The 16,524-nt window shown below is 68.5% G+C and carries 14 protein-coding genes, 1 tRNA gene and 1 pseudogene; 7 read left to right on the top strand and 9 right to left on the bottom strand.

Annotated features, from left to right (window positions below):
* Window positions 1-6 precede the first annotated feature (6 nt).
* The gene (gene nrfD / locus ACLQ3C_RS11580; RefSeq protein WP_425705210.1) at window positions 7-1,113 is read left to right on the top strand and encodes an NrfD/PsrC family molybdoenzyme membrane anchor subunit; all 1,107 of its coding nucleotides are present in this window, start codon (window positions 7-9) and stop codon (window positions 1,111-1,113) included.
* A 25-nt stretch (window positions 1,114-1,138) separates the two neighbouring features.
* On the opposite strand, the gene selD is transcribed toward nrfD, so the two are convergent.
* The 4 genes from selD to ACLQ3C_RS11560 form a co-directional block, all read right to left on the bottom strand.
* Window positions 1,139-2,137 carry a selenide, water dikinase SelD gene (gene selD, locus ACLQ3C_RS11575; RefSeq protein WP_425705209.1) on the bottom strand — a complete coding sequence of 333 codons (999 nt, stop codon included), beginning with the start codon at window positions 2,135-2,137 and terminating at the stop codon, window positions 1,139-1,141.
* A 60-nt stretch (window positions 2,138-2,197) separates the two neighbouring features.
* Window positions 2,198-3,772, bottom strand: coding sequence for a carboxylesterase/lipase family protein (locus tag ACLQ3C_RS11570; protein ID WP_425705208.1), 1,575 nt, complete (start codon window positions 3,770-3,772; stop codon window positions 2,198-2,200).
* The gene (locus tag ACLQ3C_RS11565) at window positions 3,772-4,995 is read right to left on the bottom strand and encodes an arginine deiminase (protein WP_425705207.1); all 1,224 of its coding nucleotides are present in this window, start codon (window positions 4,993-4,995) and stop codon (window positions 3,772-3,774) included. The genes ACLQ3C_RS11570 and ACLQ3C_RS11565 overlap by 1 nt, the downstream gene beginning before the upstream one ends.
* Before the next feature lie 109 nt (window positions 4,996-5,104).
* Window positions 5,105-5,176, bottom strand: a tRNA-Thr gene (locus tag ACLQ3C_RS11560).
* 5 nt (window positions 5,177-5,181) lie between these two features.
* Here ACLQ3C_RS11560 and ACLQ3C_RS11555 point away from each other — a divergent pair.
* From ACLQ3C_RS11555 to otsB, 4 genes are all read left to right on the top strand, one after another.
* Window positions 5,182-6,609 carry a threonine/serine ThrE exporter family protein gene (locus ACLQ3C_RS11555; protein WP_425705206.1) on the top strand — a complete coding sequence of 476 codons (1,428 nt, stop codon included), beginning with the start codon at window positions 5,182-5,184 and terminating at the stop codon, window positions 6,607-6,609.
* 155 nt (window positions 6,610-6,764) lie between these two features.
* Window positions 6,765-6,929 (top strand): hypothetical protein, encoded by a 165-nt coding sequence (locus tag ACLQ3C_RS11550; protein WP_425705205.1) that lies wholly within the window; start codon window positions 6,765-6,767, stop codon window positions 6,927-6,929.
* 234 nt (window positions 6,930-7,163) lie between these two features.
* Window positions 7,164-8,642: an alpha,alpha-trehalose-phosphate synthase (UDP-forming) gene (locus tag ACLQ3C_RS11545; RefSeq protein WP_425705204.1), complete on the top strand. Its 1,479-nt coding sequence runs from the start codon at window positions 7,164-7,166 to the stop codon at window positions 8,640-8,642.
* Window positions 8,639-9,421, top strand: coding sequence for a trehalose-phosphatase (gene otsB / locus ACLQ3C_RS11540; protein ID WP_425705203.1), 783 nt, complete (start codon window positions 8,639-8,641; stop codon window positions 9,419-9,421). The genes ACLQ3C_RS11545 and otsB overlap by 4 nt, the downstream gene beginning before the upstream one ends.
* Before the next feature lie 41 nt (window positions 9,422-9,462).
* Here the strand turns inward: otsB and ACLQ3C_RS11535 are convergent.
* From ACLQ3C_RS11535 to ACLQ3C_RS11525, 3 genes and pseudogenes are all read right to left on the bottom strand, one after another.
* Window positions 9,463-10,588, bottom strand: a pseudogene (locus ACLQ3C_RS11535) (zinc-binding metallopeptidase family protein).
* Between the two features lie 5 nt (window positions 10,589-10,593).
* Window positions 10,594-11,406, bottom strand: coding sequence for a transglutaminase-like domain-containing protein (locus ACLQ3C_RS11530; protein ID WP_425705202.1), 813 nt, complete (start codon window positions 11,404-11,406; stop codon window positions 10,594-10,596).
* Window positions 11,407-11,515: 109 nt separating this feature from the next.
* Complete coding sequence (locus ACLQ3C_RS11525; RefSeq protein ID WP_425705201.1) at window positions 11,516-12,646, bottom strand: ROK family protein; 1,131 nt, start codon at window positions 12,644-12,646, stop codon at window positions 11,516-11,518.
* A 101-nt stretch (window positions 12,647-12,747) separates the two neighbouring features.
* Here ACLQ3C_RS11525 and ACLQ3C_RS11520 point away from each other — a divergent pair, with 101 nt between their 5' ends.
* On the top strand, window positions 12,748-13,503 hold the full coding sequence (locus ACLQ3C_RS11520) for an SDR family NAD(P)-dependent oxidoreductase (protein ID WP_425705200.1): 756 nt from the start codon (window positions 12,748-12,750) through the stop codon (window positions 13,501-13,503).
* Window positions 13,504-13,513: 10 nt separating this feature from the next.
* Here the strand turns inward: ACLQ3C_RS11520 and ACLQ3C_RS11515 are convergent, their stop codons facing one another.
* On the bottom strand, window positions 13,514-14,770 hold the full coding sequence (locus tag ACLQ3C_RS11515) for an Ig-like domain-containing protein (RefSeq protein ID WP_425705199.1): 1,257 nt from the start codon (window positions 14,768-14,770) through the stop codon (window positions 13,514-13,516).
* Window positions 14,771-14,829: 59 nt separating this feature from the next.
* Window positions 14,830-15,420: a helix-turn-helix domain-containing protein gene (locus ACLQ3C_RS11510; protein ID WP_425705198.1), complete on the bottom strand. Its 591-nt coding sequence runs from the start codon at window positions 15,418-15,420 to the stop codon at window positions 14,830-14,832.
* Window positions 15,421-15,467: 47 nt separating this feature from the next.
* Between ACLQ3C_RS11510 and ACLQ3C_RS11505 the strand changes: the two genes are divergently transcribed.
* The gene (locus ACLQ3C_RS11505; protein WP_425705197.1) at window positions 15,468-16,268 is read left to right on the top strand and encodes a class I SAM-dependent methyltransferase; all 801 of its coding nucleotides are present in this window, start codon (window positions 15,468-15,470) and stop codon (window positions 16,266-16,268) included.
* Window positions 16,269-16,524 lie beyond the last annotated feature (256 nt).

Below are 16,524 nucleotides of genomic sequence, written 5' to 3'. Positions count from 1 at the left end.
CACGCGATGACCTCGGAATACGATTCGCTGCGGCCACCGGAGCCGCGACGGCGTGGCCGTCTCCGCGAACGGGTGGCCCGACGCCGCCACGGGGCCGGCGCCACCGACGGCGACCGCGAAATGTCGATGGTGCCCGACGTCGAGTTCGAAAAGCTCACCGGCGACGGCTATTACGGGCATCCGGTGGTCAAGCCGCCACCGTGGGGTGACGAGATCGCGCTGTATCTGTTTCTCGGCGGCGTCGGCGGCGGGTCGGGCGTACTGGCCGCCGGAGCTCAGCTCACCGGCCGGGAGACATTGCGCCGCAACGCCCGCCTCGGCGGACTGGCCGCGGTCGGGGCGGGCGCGGTGGCACTGGTCGCCGACCTGGGCCGGCCGGACCGGTTCTACAACATGCTGCGCACGTTCAAGGTGACCTCGCCGATGAGTGTCGGGTCGTGGATTCTCACCGTCTTCTCCGGTGGGATCGGCGTGGCCGCGGCCGCCGAGGTGGACCGGATGACGCGGCACCGGCTGCCGCTGGGTCCGCTCCGGCTGGTGCTTCGGTACGGCGAAGCACCCGCCGGACTGGTCGGCGGTGTCTTCGGTCCCCTGCTGGCCGTGTACACCGCGGCCCTGCTCGGCGACACCGCCACCCCGACCTGGAATGCGATGCACCGCGACCTGCCGTTCGTCTTCGTCAGCTCGGCGAGCCTGGCCGCGAGCGGGCTGGCGATGGTGACGACACCGGTGGATCAGGCCGGCCCCGCCCGGGTATTCGCTGCCGTCGGCGTCGTCGGCGATGTCGCGGCGACCCGCATCATGGAGCGCGGGATGGATTCGGTTGTCGCCGAACCGCTTCACCAGGGTGCGCCCGGGAAGGCGATGCGCTGGGCCGAGCGGCTCGCAGTTGCCGGCGGCATCGGCACACTGCTCTCCGGACGGTCACGTGCGGTGTCGGTGGCGTCCGGACTGACGCTGCTCGCGGCGTCGGCGTGCACCCGCTACGGGATCTTGCATGCCGGGATCGAGTCGGCGAAGGACCCGCGCTACACGATCGTCCCGCAGAAGCGCCGCCTCGCCGCCCGTCGCGCGGCGGGGATCACCGACGACTCGATCACCACCGGATACTGATCGGCGCCAACCTGCGCGCACCGGGTCAGCGGATGTGAATGCCTGCACCGCTGACGGTTTCGCCGATCACCGGATAGCCGGGCACCTCCCCGATCAGCAGTAGTCCGCCCGAGGTCTGCGCGTCGGCGAGGAACAACAGGTCGTCGTCGGTGATGGTGGCGGCGGTGTCGAGATGCGGGCGCACCCAGTCGAGGTTGCGGCGGGTGCCCCCGGAGACGTACCCGGCATGCAGCGCGTCGAGTGCGCCGTCGACCGCGGGTACCGCCGACCGGTCGATCACTGCGCCCACCCCGGAGGCGCGGACGAGTTTGTGCAGGTGCCCGAGCAGCCCGAATCCGGTGACGTCGGTGCCGGAGCGGATGCCGGCGGCCAGCGCTGCCTGCGCCGCCTCGCGATTGAGGGTCGTCATCACCTCGACGGCGGCGTCGAAGACCTCGCCGGTCTGCTTGTGCCGGTTGTTGAGGAGACCGACACCGATGGGTTTGGTGAGGGTGATCGGCAGTCCGGCCACGGCGGCATCGTTGCGGATCAGCCGTGCGGGGTCGGCGATCCCGGTGACCGCCATGCCATATTTGGGTTCCGGGTCGTCGATGCTGTGGCCGCCGATGACCGGACAGCCGGCGCGGGCCGCGACGTCGAGCCCACCCCGCAGCACCTCGGTCATCAATTCCATCGGCAGTCTCTCCCGCGGCCAACCGACGAGATTGATCGCGACCACCGGCGTTCCGCCCATCGCGTAGATGTCGGACAACGCGTTCGCCGCGGCGATCGCGCCCCAGGTGAATGCGTCGTCGACGACCGGGGTGAAGAAATCGGCCGTGGCGAGCACCGCCAGGTCGTCGCGGACGCGCACCGCGGCGGCATCGTCCCCGTCGTCGAGGCCGACCAGGATGTCGTCGCCGACCTGCCCGGTCAGCCCGGCCACCGCGGCCTCGAGCTCGCCCGGCGGAATCTTGCAGGCACACCCACCGCCATGTGCGAATCCGGTCAGTCGCACGGCCCCGATGTCGTCCACAGTGCTCATGGCCGGATCGTACTCCCGGCGGATCGGCCGGCGAAGGATCGGGCAGCCGCGCGGATGGCGTCAGCGGAAGGCGAGGATCTCCTCGCCCCAGGTGGTGTGCAGGTGATCGTCGAGCCCGGTGACCACGCGCTCACGTGCACCGATCACCAGTGATCGGCGCTCGGAGCGGGTGAAGGCAGGCCAAGACGGCATCGCCAGCTCGGGGTCGGAAGCGGCATCGGGACCGCAGTCTGCGTCGGGAACACCTTCTCGCACAAAGGCTCCCCACCGTCCGAGCATCCGTCGAGCAACCTTTTCCCCGGTCTTGCGGCCGCCCAGTTTGTAGGTGATGTCCTTGCGGCCGGTGGTGAGATTGCCCCACGTGTAGGCGAGTTCGGTGCCGTGGGTGGCGCCGAGCCGCAGCGCCCGGAACATCGGTGGCGCCCAATCGAATCGGTACAGATGCACCGGAGCAAGGGCGGCGTGGGCGTCGGCCAGCCACAGAGTGGGCATTCGGAAGACCAGGTCGCGGGCGATCCCGAGGCCGGCGGCCTTGGCATTGCGCGGATAGGCAGCGAGGACGGTGCGCTCGTCGGGCAGGCCGAGATCGGGCTGTTCGGCGCGCAACCGCCCGAACATCTCCCGAATCCGTTCGACGTCGATCGGCATCAGTGGCGACTTCATGTATTTGAACAGCGCCGACTCGTCACGATTGCTGCCGATGAGCAGCGGCACCGGATGCGAGTCCCCGGACCGGTAGACGTCGAGCGGGTGACGCGCCACGAGGTCACCGTCCACGGTCACGGTGAATGCCAGTACTCCCGGGTTGTCTTGCGGGACATCGGCAAAGACTGCCATCCCGGCGTCGACGAACTGTTGGGACGCCGCCGCACGCAGATCGCCGGGGATGGCCGCGTCGAGCCGCTCGGCGACCATGGTCAGCCGCTCGGTGGCCACCACCGCGGTCGCCGGTGAACTCTGGGCAATGGCCTGATGGAACAGCCCACGCGCGGCGGGCGTGGTGAGCAGGGTGGTGACGATGCCCCCTCCGGCCGACTCACCGGCCAGGGTCACCCGTGCCGGATCGCCCCCGAACCCGGAGATGTTGTCGCGCACCCACGTCAGGGCGGCGAGCACATCCGAGAGTGCGGCGTTGGTCTCGGCGCCGTCGATCACCGACCCCAGGTCGGCGAACCCGAAGGCGCCGATCCGGTAGTTGATCGTCACCACCACGACACCACTCTCGAGCGCCATCCGCCGCCCGTCGTAGAGCGGCTGACTCCCCGACCCGAACACGTAGGCACCCCCGTGCACCCACACGATCACCGGGCGCGGCCCGTCGGTACGCGCGGACGGAGCCCACACGTTGAGGAACAGGCAGTCCTCGTCCATGACCACCTGCGAGCCGAGCCCGATCGCGGGATTGCGTGCCTGCGGGCACACCGCACCGAAGTGGTCGGCGTCGACGATCCCGGTATGTGCGGTAACCGGACGCGCACGGCGCCAACGGTTCTCACCTATCGGCGGTGCCGCGTACCGCATCCCCTTCCAGACGCCGAGGGACCCGTCGTGCACGCCGCGGTAGGGGCCGGAGGTGGTCTCGACGACCGGCGACGAGCCGGTGACCGATCCGGGACGGCCCGGTGAGCTGCTCATCAGGACTCCCGTTCGATCGGGCAGGACATACAGCGTGGGCCGCCGCGACCCCGCCCGAGTTCCGAACCCGACAGGCCGATGACCTGGATACCGTTGTCGCCCAGGTATTTGTTGGTGGTGACGTTGCGTTCGTACCCGATCACGACGCCCGGCGAGACGGTCAGGAAGTTGTTTCCGTCGTCCCACTGCGCGCGCGCCGCCTCGAGGCGGTCGATGGGCGCCTTGAGCACCCGCAGCCGTTCGATCCCGAGCACCTGCGCGACCACGGCGAACAGATCGGCGTTCTCGTGCACCGTGAAATGACCGTCGGATCCGCGCGGGGTGAGCGTGTAGGACCGCAGGGTATCGGGCAGGTAGGGGTAGACGCTGAAGGCGTCGCGGTCGATCTGGGTCATCGCGGTGTCGAGATGCATGAACGCCCGCTCCCTCGGCAGTTCGACGACGATGACGGCATCGATGGCCCCCGCCGCGAACAGCCTTTCGGCGAGCACCTCGATACCCTGCGGCGCGGTGCGTTCACCCATCCCGATCATCACCGTCCGGTTGCCGATGACAAGGATGTCGCCGCCCTCGATGGTGGCCGGGGTGTGTTGCATCGGGTCGTTGCCGTTGTAGAACGCGAACTGCTCACCGGCGAACATCGGGTGAAAGTTGTAGATCAGGCGCGAGTTGATGGTCTCGCGCCGCCGCGCCGGTCTGGCCATCGGATTGAGGTTGACCCCGGCATAGATCCATGCCGAATTGTCGCGCTGGAACAGGTGATTGGGCAGCGGCGCGAGCAAGAAGTCATCGTCGCCGAGACTGTCGAGCACCAGGCTCGAGACTCCCCTCAGATACGGCGCGGCCTCACGTTTGAGAACTCCGCCGATGAGCAGCTCGGCGAGCTGGGCGGGCGCGCGCTCGTCGAGCAGCGCCCGCAGCGGGCCGTCGAGTTCGGTGCCGAATTGGGTTTCGGTGATCAGCTCGGCCTTCAGCTCGTCACGGGCCCCGTCCGCGGCGAGCGCCGTCGCGAGCAGGTCCTGATAGAGGTGCACCGTCACCCCGAGATCACGCAAGATCTGCTGGAACTGCTCGTGCTCCTCCTGCGCCTTCTCCGCCCACATCACGTCGTCGAAGAGCAGGCTCTCGACGTTGGCCGGCGTGAGGCGCAGCAACTCGATGCCGGGGCGATGCACGATGACCTGCGCGAGCCGGCCCACCTCGGAGTCGACATGAAACGGCATAGGGAAAACTCTAATCGCGCGCACAGACCGGCGCGGCACGATAGACATCAGACGACGATCGACATCACCCGAGCCCCATGTCAGGCGCGCCGGACGGGCTCGTTCCCGGAGCCCCCTGTCAGGATTGAACTGACGACCGCTCGCTTACAAGGCGAGTGCTCTACCACTGAGCTAAGGAGGCATTGCTTGCGCGAGTATATCCGCCGCGCCGCCCGTCGCCTCATCGGCACCAGCCAGGCCACCATCGACACGATCGAACCCGGGAGCATCATGGTGGCGCCCCGGCGCCCGATCGACCGATTCGACGTCGGGGCCATCACCGAGGTGCTCGACCTGGCCACGAAGATCGGTGCGGTGCTGCTCGATTCGGGCACCGGCGCCATCGACACCAGTAGCCAGATCCAGTTCGTCGCAGGCATCTACGGCCTCGAGGACGTCGATGTCGACGTCACCTACAACACCATCGTCGTCAGCGCGCGGCGCGGCGCGACCCTACCGCCGATCACCACGATGGAGACGGTCCACTACCGGTCGATGGACTTCACGCGGCTCGCGGACGTCGACAAGCTCATCCGCCGCATCCGCGACTCGGCGATCACCCCGGCCACCGCACACCGCATGGTCGACGCGATCATCGCGGCCCCACACCCCTACCCGTACAAGGTCGCCACCCTGGCGTGGGCACTGATGGCCGCCGGGATCAGCGTGCTGCTCGGCGGCGGCCCGCTGGTGGCCTTGCTCGCGTTCGTGACCACCGGCGTCACCGTCACGATCAACCGGCTGCTCAACCGCATCGGCACCCCCGGCTTCTTCCAGCAGGTGAGCGGCGGCTTCATCGCGGTGGTGCCGGCCGCACTGGTCTTCGAGGCCGGTGAGAAGGTCGGCATCGAGATCATGCCCTCACAGGTCATCGCGGCCGGGATCGTGGTGCTGCTGTCTGGGCTGTCACTGGTCGGGTCGGTACAGGACGCGATCACCGGCGCCCCCATCACCGGCGTGGCCCGCTTCTTCGAGTTGCTGCTCATGACCGGCGGGATCATCGCCGGGGTCGGTATGGCACTGCGCATGCTCAGTTCCTTCGGTATCTACCTGCCTGCCATCACCACCTCGACGGAGTTCGCGGCGGTCGACGTGCCCGTGCGGGTGGCTGCGGGTGCGATCGCCGCACTGGCGTTCGCGCTGGCCAGTTACGCCGAACGCCGCGCGCTGCCGGTCGCCTTCGTCTCCGGCGTCATCGGTGTCGGGGTGGCCGCGGGCTCCTCGTTCATCCCGGTCGGCGACATCATCGGCTCCGGCCTGGCCGCGGTCTGCGTCGGCATGCTCGGCGGTCTGCTGGCCCGTCGCGCGCTCACCCCGCCGCTGGTGGTGGCCGTCGCAGGCATCACCCCGCTGCTGCCCGGTCTGGCCGTCTACCGCGGCCTGTACGGCATCCTCAACAACCAGACCCTCGACGGACTCACCTGGGCCGGTAGCGCCCTCGGTGTGGGCTGCGCGCTCGCCGCCGGCGTCACACTGGGCGAATTCATCGCCCGCACCCTGCGCCGCCCGCGAATCGTCCGCCCCGAGTGGGCCCAGCGCCGGCGACTGCTCCGACGACGCCACAACCAGTGGTGAGCACAGGCGCCACAGGGTTTGCGGCCCCACGAGACCGGGTACCATCGGAGTTCGCCCACACCACACAGTCGCTCAGGTCAGGCAACCGGTGTGGCACCCACGACATCCGACGACCGCGTCACCCCACACCCGGGGGCGCCGACCGAGGGGACATGATGGCAGCAACCAAGACCACCGACATCGCCGACGAAGAGTTGGAGCCGGTAGCCGACGAGACCGCCAGCTCTGCGCGCCGCGTCGTCGCCGCATACGCAACCGATGCCGACGAGTGCCGGATGCTGTTGGCCATGCTGGGGATCGCACCGGGCGAGAACGCCTGAGTCGTGACCTCGGACAGTCGAGCGGTACCTGAGTCCCAGTCCACTGAGCAGAAGGATCCCGCTCGCTCCGCTCCCGGCGCCGAATCTGAGCGGCCCGCTCGCTCCGCTCCCGGCGCCGAATCTGAGCGGCCCGCTCGCTCCGCTCCCGGCGCCGAGCCCAACCGGCCCGCTCGCTCCGCTCCCGGCGCCGAGCCCAACCGGCCCGCTCGCTCCGCTCCCGGCGCCGAATTCGTCGTGGTGGCCAACCGCCTCCCCGTCGACAAAACCGTCGGCCCCGACGGCGAGACCACCTGGAAACGCAGCCCCGGCGGTCTGGTCACCGCACTCGAACCGATCCTGCGTTCACACACCGGCGCCTGGGTCGGCTGGTCGGGCATCGCCGACTCCGACGAGAATCCCGAGGTCGAAGGAATCGGCATCCAGGCGGTGCCGCTGTCGACCGAGGAGATCGCCGAGTACTACGAGGGATTCTCCAACGCCACCCTGTGGCCGCTCTACCACGACGTCATCGTCAAGCCCGAATACAACCGCGACTGGTGGGACACCTACGTCGAGGTGAACCGGCGCTTCGCCGAGGCCGCGTCGAAGGCCGCCGCACCGGGTGCGGTCGTCTGGGTGCAGGACTACCAGCTGCAGCTCGTCCCCAAGATGCTTCGAATGCTGCGCCCCGACCTGAAAATCGGCTTCTTCCTGCACATCCCGTTCCCGCCGATCGAACTGTTCATGCAGTTGCCGTGGCGCACCGAGATCGTCGAAGGACTACTGGGCGCCGACCTCATCGGCTTCCACCTCCCCGGCGGCGCCCAGAACTTCCTGTACCTGGCGCGCCGGCTGGCCGGGCAGGCAATCAGCAAGGGCACCATCGGCATACGCTCCCGATTCGGGGTGGTGCAGGTCGGATTCCGCACCGTGCGCGTCGGCGCGTTCCCCATCTCGATCGATTCCGGTGACCTCGACACCAAGGCCCGCTCCAAGGAGATCCGCAAACGCGCCACCGAGATCCGCAAAGAACTCGGCAACCCGAAGAAGATCATCCTCGGCGTCGACCGCCTCGACTACACCAAAGGCATCGACGTGCGGCTCCGCGCACTTCTGGAACTGTTGGACGAGAAGCGAATCGACGCCGAGGACACCGTCATGGTGCAGCTGGCGACACCGAGCCGCGAACGCGTCGACAGTTACATCCGGATGCGGGCGGGCATCGAGCAGTTGGTGGGCAACATCAACGGCACCTATGCCCGCGTCGGCCAGCCGATGGTGCAGTACCTGCACCGGCCGGTCCCGCGCGATGACCTGATCGCGTTCTTCGTCGCCGCCGACGTCATGCTCGTCACCCCGCTGCGAGACGGGATGAATCTGGTCGCCAAGGAATATGTGGCCTGCCGCAGCGACCTCGGCGGCGCCTTGGTGCTCAGCGAATTCACTGGTGCCGCAGCCGAATTGCGGTCCGCCTACCAGGCCAACCCGTACGATCTGGACGGCGTCAAGGACGCCATCATGGCGGCCATCGATCAGTCCCCCGAGGACGGGCGCCGACGGATGCGCGCCCTGCGCAGGCAGGTCCTGACCCACGATGTCAGCAAGTGGGCGGCCAGCTTCCTCGGAACCCTGGCGGAGACCACGGAGACCGAAGCCGCAGGAAACCGCGGCGTGGAACTGACCAGTGGCGACGAGGCCACCCCCACCCGCTCACCCGACCCGTCGAGGTCATGAGCACCGAGGGTATCCCCGCCGGGCTGGCCCAGGCATTGCGGCGGGCGAGCGCCGTCGGGCGGCTACTGGTGGCGTCGGATTACGACGGATGCATCGCGCCGATCGTGTCCCGCCCACAGGACGCCGTTCCGCTGCCCGCATCCATCGAGGCGTTGCGCGCCGCGGCCCGACTCGAGAGCACCACGGTGGCGGTGGTGAGCGGCCGGGCGGTGTCGGACCTGGCGCAACGTTCGGGCCTCGGCGCGGATTCGATCACCCTCGTCGGCAGCCACGGCAGCGAGTTCGACACCGGCTTCGCGCAGCCGATCACCCCCGAACAGCAGCAGCTCCTCGCTCGGATCATCGACGAATTCGGCTCCATCGCAGCAGACTTCGACGGGGTGACGGTGGAGACCAAGCCGATCAGCACCACCTTGCACGTGCGCAACGCATCCCCCGCCGACGCCGCCGCCGCGCTGACCCGCGCCCGGGGCGGCCCGGCCACCTGGGACGGTGTGGAAGCCACCGAGGGCAAGGCGGTCATCGAGCTCGCCGTCATCAAGACCAGCAAAGGGCTCGCCCTGGATCTGCTGCGCGAACGCTCCGGTGCCGACGTGGTGATCTACCTCGGCGACGACGTCACCGACGAGAAGGCGTTCGCGCACCTGCGCCACGATCACGACATCAGCATCAAGGTCGGGGCAGGCGACACCGCCGCCCAGTACCGCATCGGCGACCCGGACGACGTCGCCGATGTACTCGAATTCGTTGCCGGAGAGCGCAAAGCGTCCGTCGACTGAACCGTCCTCGGCGGATGTGGGCCGGGCGCGGGGCCGGCAGCTCAGGACGCCGCCGGCGCGCCGGGCACCTCGACAACCATGGGATCGCATGCCGGACTGCGCTTGGCGGACTCGCGGACCACACGGTGGACGAAGCCCAGTTTGCGGACAACCGGTTGCGGGATGTCGAAGGGGTAGAGTCGCGCACTGCCCATCGCCTGGTTCACGCGATTGAACATGGTGGACAACCATTTCCAGTCGTAGAGCAGCTTCTCGACGGGCTGGTCGGCATAGGATTCGAGTGGCACGATGTCACGATCCATCGAGAAGCGCACCTGATCACTCTCGAGCATCAGACCGGATTCACGGGCGGTGTCGATGGTTCCGGTGATGTGCAGGTAGTGCGCGAAGCACTCGGCGAAGTCCTCCCATGGATGCATGGTGGCGTATTCGGAGATGTAGGACTCGCGCCAATTGTCCGGTGGCCCTTGCCGGTAGTGCCGATCGAGTGCGTCGCGGTAGCTCGCGCGTTCGTCGCCGAAGATCTCCCGGCACCTGTCGAGATAACGAGCCGCGCCGTCACCGGTCTCCACCAGAACGTGCTGATAGTAATGACCGGTCTCGTGACGGAAGTGGCCGACCATCGTGCGGTACGGCTCACCGAGTTGCACCCGCAGCCGCTCCCGGTGCGCGTCAAGGGTTTCGGCGAGATCGATGGTGATGACGCCACCCGCATGCCCGATGATGACCTGTTTGCCTGCCGACAGACTGGAGAGCAGATCGAAGGCCAGCCCACCTTCGGTACGCCAGTACGGTTCGATCGGCAGCCCCAGATCGGCGAGCTGATAGGAGCACCATGCGCAGGTCGAGGGTGGTGGGCGCCAGCTTCTCGAGGGCGATGGTGTCGGACATCTCCGGCCGACGGCGCACCAGCGAGTCGCCGAAGCACAGGCCGCGCATCCCGATCTCGTCGTCCCCGAGTTCCGCGGGGGTCATCCAATTGCAGCCCGTCGGTGACGAACTCGAACACCGGACCCACCGGCGTCCGTCGATCTCGACCCCTTCGTCGGAGGCGACGACCAGCGAACGGCTCGGCAGGTGCACCCCGACGGCGGTGCCACATCGTGGACAGTTCTGGTTCTCGAATCCCGACAATGCGTTGCAGATGGGACATGTCAAGGCGCGCACGCGACTCAGCCTATGCTGATGCGTCCGGTGCCGTCGTCGATGGGCAGAGCGCCACGGACGATCGCGGTCACCTGGTAGGCGTCGAGATTGATCGAGCCGCCGTGGTTGTCGAGGAAGGCGGTGTCGGCGGCATCGCGGCCGGTGGCGATCCGCACCAGACCCTGCCGCGGCGCGAGTCGAGTGGCGTCGACCGCGACCCACACCCCATCGACGAGCGCCTCGGCGACGGCATGGAAGTCCATCGGGGTGCAACCGGGCGCGTACACCGCGACCAGCCGCGCCGGGATGTTCAGCGCACGCAGCAACGCCACCACGAGATGGGCGTAGTCGCGGCAGACGCCTGCACCGGCGAGCAGCGTGTCGGCGGCGCCGTCGATGGGGTCGCTCGCACCGGGGATGTAGTCGAGCCGGTCCTCGACGTAGGCGGTCACCTCATCGAGCAGTTCACCGGCCGGACGGGACGCGTCGAATTGTCCGGCGGCAAACCCGTAGAACTTGTCGGCCTCGGCATATCGGCTGGGCCGCAAGTAGATCGACCGGTCGGTGACCGCAACGCGGACCGGATCGGCGGGCGTGGTCACCGACGCCCGATAGTCGACGTTGATCTGTCCGGACGCGACCGCGAGCCGGTGGATGCGGCCGCCGTGGTCGTCGACGATCTCCTCGACGGCCACCGGGGCCCCGTCGACGGTGACCTCGAGCGTCTCCTCGAGCCAGAGCCCGGGTATGCGGGCCACGGCGATCTGCATCTCGAGCTCGGTGGGGGCGGTGACCGCGATGGACATGGTTGCGGCCACATCGCGAGGGGGGATCGTCATAGGTGCCACGGTAGGGCACCGGGCTCACCTATGCGTCGGGGCCCACAGAGGCATCGGGGCTCGCACCTGCTTCGACGGTCCCACGGCTCGGCCGCCCGATCCGGAGCGCCTACGCCCGGGCGCGGCAGTACGTCATCGCGATGACGGGTTCGGAGTAGATCACGCTGAGCGCCACCACTATTGCCGCACTCTCCTGAACCGAGACGCCGAAACGCGATGCCGTCAGTTCCAACGGCCAGCCCACCTTGGACGCGGCGTCGAAGGCCGCCTGCACCGGCGCGAGGCCTTGCGGGTGCGCGGCAAAGGCATCGCCGGCCACGACGACGGAGTCCGGGTTCACCGCATCACGGAACACCGCGACCACCTCACCGAGAATGCGGGCGCGTTCGTCGGCGATCACCGACGCGTCCGGCGATACTCCCAGCCGCTGCGCGGCGCGCCGTGCGACGTCGACACCGATCACGTCCTGCAGCGTCGCCCCGCCACCACACAGGATCGGCGCGTCGACCCGGGTATGGGCAATGGTGCCGGCCCCGCGGCCGGGCACCAGCACGCGGCCGTCGACCGTGACGGCCATGCCGGTGGTTTCGCGCGCGTAGAAGAAAAGTCCCGAGTCCTCGTCACTGCGAGGCGAACTCAGCAACAACTCGGCGGCCGCCATGGCCTGCACGTGCTCGCACACCGACACCGGTACGCCGAGCGCATCGGCGAGCTGCCGGCCCACCGGCACGTTGCGCCAGCCGAGCACCGGGTGATCGACGACCCCGGTGGCGGCGTCGACCCGACCACCGAGGGCGACCCCGCCCCACAGCAGCCTGCGCCCGGCGAAGCGGTCGGCGAGTTCGCGCAGTTGTCGGCACAGGGCCGCCGACGAGGTGTGCGGATCGTCGCGCGGGGTGCGCACGGCGTGACTGTAAAGTGTGCGTCCGCCCAGGTCGGCGATGACGAGCAGGGTGCGGCGCGCACCGATGTGCATGCCCGCCACGCACAGCTTGTCGCGGTCGAGGACGAGCGGGTGTTTGGGCCGCCCGATACCGCCGGCATGCCCGAGGTCGCGGCGTTCGACGACGAAGCCGAGCTCACCGAGCGCAGTGACCTGCCGATTGATCGTCGCCGGCGACAAGCCGGTCTCGCCGGCGAGGGTGTCGCGGGCGATGGGCGCGCCGAGCCGGATCGCCTGCAGGACCAGCGCTGCCGGGGTCGTCCCGACTCGGAGCGTCGCCGGGATGACCGTCTGCATGACTGCTGAATCTAGCATCGCCGGTATCGGCGGCTTCCGCCCGTGGCGCCTCGGCCGAGTCGCGAGCGGCGCCCGGGCCTGCGACACGTAAGCTGACGGCCATGAGTGAGTCCACCTCGTCCACCGAATCGCGCGTCGCCGTCGTCACCGGCGCCAGCTCCGGGATCGGTGCGGCCACTGCCCGCGCGCTGGCCGCGCAGGGGTACCACGTCATCCTCGGTGCCCGCCGGGTCGGCCGCGTCGAAGCCCTTGCCGCCGAGATCGGCGGCACCGGAAGGCAACTCGACGTCACCGACGACGAGTCGGTGGCCCGCTTCGTCGCCGGCCTCGATGCCGTGCACGTCCTGGTCAACAATGCCGGCGGCGCCAAGGGACTCGATCCGGTGGCCGACGCCGATCTCGACGACTGGCGCTGGATGTGGGAGACCAATGTGCTCGGCACGCTGCGCATGATCAAGTCGCTGCTGCCGGCTCTCGAGGCGTCCGGCGACGGGCTGATCGTCACCATCACCTCCACCGCCGCCCTCGAGCCGTATGACAACGGCGCCGGCTACACCTCGGCGAAACACGCTCAGGCAGTGCTACACCGGACGCTGCGTTTCGAGTTGCTGGGCAAGCCGATCCGGCTCACCGAGATCGCCCCGGGCATGGTCGAGACCGACTTCTCACTGGTGCGTTTCGACGGCGACCAGGACCGCGCCGATGCGGTCTATGCGGATCTGACGCCGCTGACCGCCGAGGACGTCGCCGAGGTGATCGGCTTCGTCGCATCCCGGCCGCCGCACGTGAACCTCGACCAGATCGTGCTCAAGCCACGGGATCAGGCGTCGGCGCGGCGCAACATCCGGACCGGATAGCCGGCAGAAGTCAGTTGGGGGCGCCGACCGAGGACGGTGCCCCTTGCGGGGTCGCCGGAACCGACGACGACTGCGGAGTGCCCTTGATCGCCGACATGGATTTCCAGCTGTCCCAGTCGTAGGCCCAGTCGTAGATGTCACCGTCGGCCTCCGACAGGTCGATCCGGGTGCCGCTCACCTCGACGGGGTCTCCGTAGACTGCGGTGGCGAAGTACTGCTGCGCGTTGTCCAGCGACAGGTTGATGCACCCGTTGGTCACATTCGACGATCCTTGTACGCCAACGGTTTCCGGGTTGGCGTGAATGAATTCGCCGTTGTTGGAGATACGTACGGCGAAGCGTTCGTGGACGTTGAAGTATCCCGCCGCCGGATTGGACATGTAGAAGTCCTCGTACTTTTCGCTCACCACGTGGATGCCCGAACGGGTGACGTTGCGGTCGACGTCGCCCTCGCCGTAGCTGCACGGCAGCGTCATCAGCGTCGCGCCATCGCGTTCCACGACGATCTGATGGCTCGGCGCAACGGCCTTGACGATCTGCGCGCGGCCGATGACGTAGTCGCTGGTGACGTCGGCAGCACCGTAGGCGCCGCCGCCGTGGTCGAGCCCGTAGAGCTTGGCACTCATGTGGATCTTGGTGCCCGGCCGGAAGTACTCCTTCGGGCGCCAATGCGCTCGCGACCCATTGTCCTCACCGAGCCAGGCCCAGCTGCCCTCGGTCGGCGGCGTGGTCGTCAGCGCGAGGGCACGCTCGACGGCCTCCTTGTTGTCGACGGTCCCGTCGAATTTCAGGATGAGCGGTGCGGCGATACCGACCTCTTGGCCGTCGGCGACGTTGACGACGACGTTGAGTTGCTGTTTGGGATTGAGCGTGGTGAACGAGCCCTTGACCGGCACCGACAAGCGGTCCTGGCCGACGGCGCTGCCCTGCCACGTATACGTCGAGTCGTACCCCAGCGCCTCGGAGATCGTGAACGTCGTGCGATCCTCCGACAGCGTCCCGGCCACCGCGCGACCACTCGGATTGACCAGTTTGACGTCCGGGTTGAGCGTGCCACCCGACGCCTTGACCTCGACCTTCGCGATCGGATTGGGGGCGGCGTCGTCGTCGAGCGCCGGCGTGTAGGTGACCTTGACGGTCGGCTGCTTCGACTTCTGGGCGGACGGGGTATCGGTCGACTGCCCGCAGGCTGCGGCGATGAGACCTGCGGTGGCGATACCGGCTGCCGCCAGGACGGTGCGGCGACTGGGGATGGGCTGCGTGTTCATGTCGGGACCAGGATACCGAGACGAACCGGCCCCGGACGCCGCGCCCTGCCTCGATTCGGTCACGCGAAGGACGCCGCCGACGCCGGTGAGCCGCGCAGATGTGCGCGTTCGCCGTCGTGGTCGAAGATCGACAGGACTTCGGCGGGACCGTCCTGTGGGGCGAGGACATGCGGCACCGTACATGCGAATTCGGCGGCGTGGCCTGCGGGAATGATGATCGTGCGCGCGCCGAGCTGCAGCCGGATGGTCCCCGACAGCACCGTGAACCACTCGTGCCCCGGATGCACACGCAACTCGTCGGCGGCGTCGCGCACCGACTCTTCGAGCCGCATCTTTGCCACGACCACTCCCGACGGCGTGCTGTCCCGTGACAAGGGCCACACGGTGAGGCCCTCGGTGGTGTGCGGTTCGGGACGGATCACGACGTCGGCGTCGCCGACGGGTTCGACGAGCACATCGAGCGAGGTTCCCAGCGCCCGCGCGATCGGCACCAGCTGATCGAGCGCGACCCGCCGGTGACCGGTCTCGATGCGGCTCAGTGTCGACGGACTCAGGTGGCACCGGTGGGCCAGTGAGTCGAGTGTCCAGCCCTTGGCGACTCGCAGCGCGCGGATGCGCTGACGGACGACGGCATCAAGTTCTTGCTCCATGGGCAAGATTGTATGCAGTCTGCGCATCGCGCCGTTACCGTGAAGATATGACCAGCTCACCACCCGGAAGCCACCGACACCAGGCGCACGGCGGCAGCCCGCGCGAACTGCTCGAGCTCGACGCCGCGGTGACCGGCGCCTACCTCGACGAGGCCATCACGCTGATCCGGGCCGCGGCGTCGGGCCCGCCGGCGACCATCGTCGATGTGGGCGCCGGCACCGGCGTCGGCACCCGCGCCCTGGCCGCGGCGTTTCCCGACGCGGAGATCATCGCGATCGACGGATCGGCGGACATGACCGCCGGCATCGCCGGTGCCGGCACCGGGCACCTGCGCGCCGTCACCGCCGATCTCGACGACGGGTGGCCGCAGGTCGGTGCTGCCGACGTGGTGTGGGCGTCGGGGTCGCTGCATCACCTCGCCGACCCGCTCGCCTTCCTGCACACCGCTCGCGCGCATCTGCGCGGCGGCGGGGTGCTCGCGATCATCGAGATGGCGCACCAGCCGCGGTTTTTGCAGAGCGGGCTCGACGACCGGATCGAGGCGATCATGCGGGCGAAGGGGGCCAATGCGTTCCCGGACTGGACCGACACCATCATTGCGGCCGGCTTCGAGATGCGCGGGCGGCACTCGGTGCCGATCGTCGTTGCCCACCCCACCCCGACCAGCCGCGCGTATGCGCAGGCGTGGCTGACCCGGGTGCGTTCCGGATTGGCCGACGATCTCGGCGCCGACGATCTCGCCACCATCGATGCGCTGCTCGGCGACTCCGCCGACTCGCTGCGCCACCGACCCGACCTGCAGGTGCAATCCACCCGCCTCATCTGGATCGCGACCGCGGAGCGATGACACACACCCGCCGGGTGGATCGGAGCGAATACAGAATGCAGCTATAGCGACAACCACGACAATAATCGGCTCGACCGTCGCCATAGCCGCACACCATATTCCCCCGACACCATCCGGGTCAGTTGAGAACCACCACCGCCCGCCTTCCACCCGCGGCTACCGCCGGATAGGCTGGACCGAATACAGAATGCAGCTATAGCGACAACCACGACAATAATCGGCTCGACCGTCGCCATAGCCGCACACCATATTCCCC

Source organism: Gordonia sp. DT30 (assembly GCF_049844915.1).
GTDB lineage: Bacteria > Actinomycetota > Actinomycetes > Mycobacteriales > Mycobacteriaceae > Gordonia.
The sequence above is the reverse complement of the archived record's forward strand: the minus strand, read 5'-3'. Positions and strand labels throughout refer to the sequence as shown.

Bases quoted from the DNA above. Each gene is read 5' to 3' on its own strand.
- otsB (WP_425705203.1), top strand. From the start codon at position 8,639: ATGAGCACCGAGGGTATCCCCGCCGGGCTGGCCCAGGCATTGCGGCGG.
- selD (WP_425705209.1), bottom strand. From the start codon at position 2,137: ATGAGCACTGTGGACGACATCGGGGCCGTGCGACTGACCGGATTCGCA.
- ACLQ3C_RS11565 (WP_425705207.1), bottom strand. From the start codon at position 4,995: ATGCCGTTTCATGTCGACTCCGAGGTGGGCCGGCTCGCGCAGGTCATC.
- nrfD (WP_425705210.1), top strand. From the start codon at position 7: ATGACCTCGGAATACGATTCGCTGCGGCCACCGGAGCCGCGACGGCGT.
- ACLQ3C_RS11550 (WP_425705205.1), top strand. From the start codon at position 6,765: ATGGCAGCAACCAAGACCACCGACATCGCCGACGAAGAGTTGGAGCCG.
- ACLQ3C_RS11515 (WP_425705199.1), bottom strand. From the start codon at position 14,770: ATGAACACGCAGCCCATCCCCAGTCGCCGCACCGTCCTGGCGGCAGCC.
- ACLQ3C_RS11520 (WP_425705200.1), top strand. From the start codon at position 12,748: ATGAGTGAGTCCACCTCGTCCACCGAATCGCGCGTCGCCGTCGTCACC.
- ACLQ3C_RS11530 (WP_425705202.1), bottom strand. From the start codon at position 11,406: ATGACGATCCCCCCTCGCGATGTGGCCGCAACCATGTCCATCGCGGTC.
- ACLQ3C_RS11570 (WP_425705208.1), bottom strand. From the start codon at position 3,772: ATGAGCAGCTCACCGGGCCGTCCCGGATCGGTCACCGGCTCGTCGCCG.
- ACLQ3C_RS11505 (WP_425705197.1), top strand. From the start codon at position 15,468: ATGACCAGCTCACCACCCGGAAGCCACCGACACCAGGCGCACGGCGGC.
- ACLQ3C_RS11525 (WP_425705201.1), bottom strand. From the start codon at position 12,646: ATGCAGACGGTCATCCCGGCGACGCTCCGAGTCGGGACGACCCCGGCA.
- ACLQ3C_RS11510 (WP_425705198.1), bottom strand. From the start codon at position 15,420: ATGGAGCAAGAACTTGATGCCGTCGTCCGTCAGCGCATCCGCGCGCTG.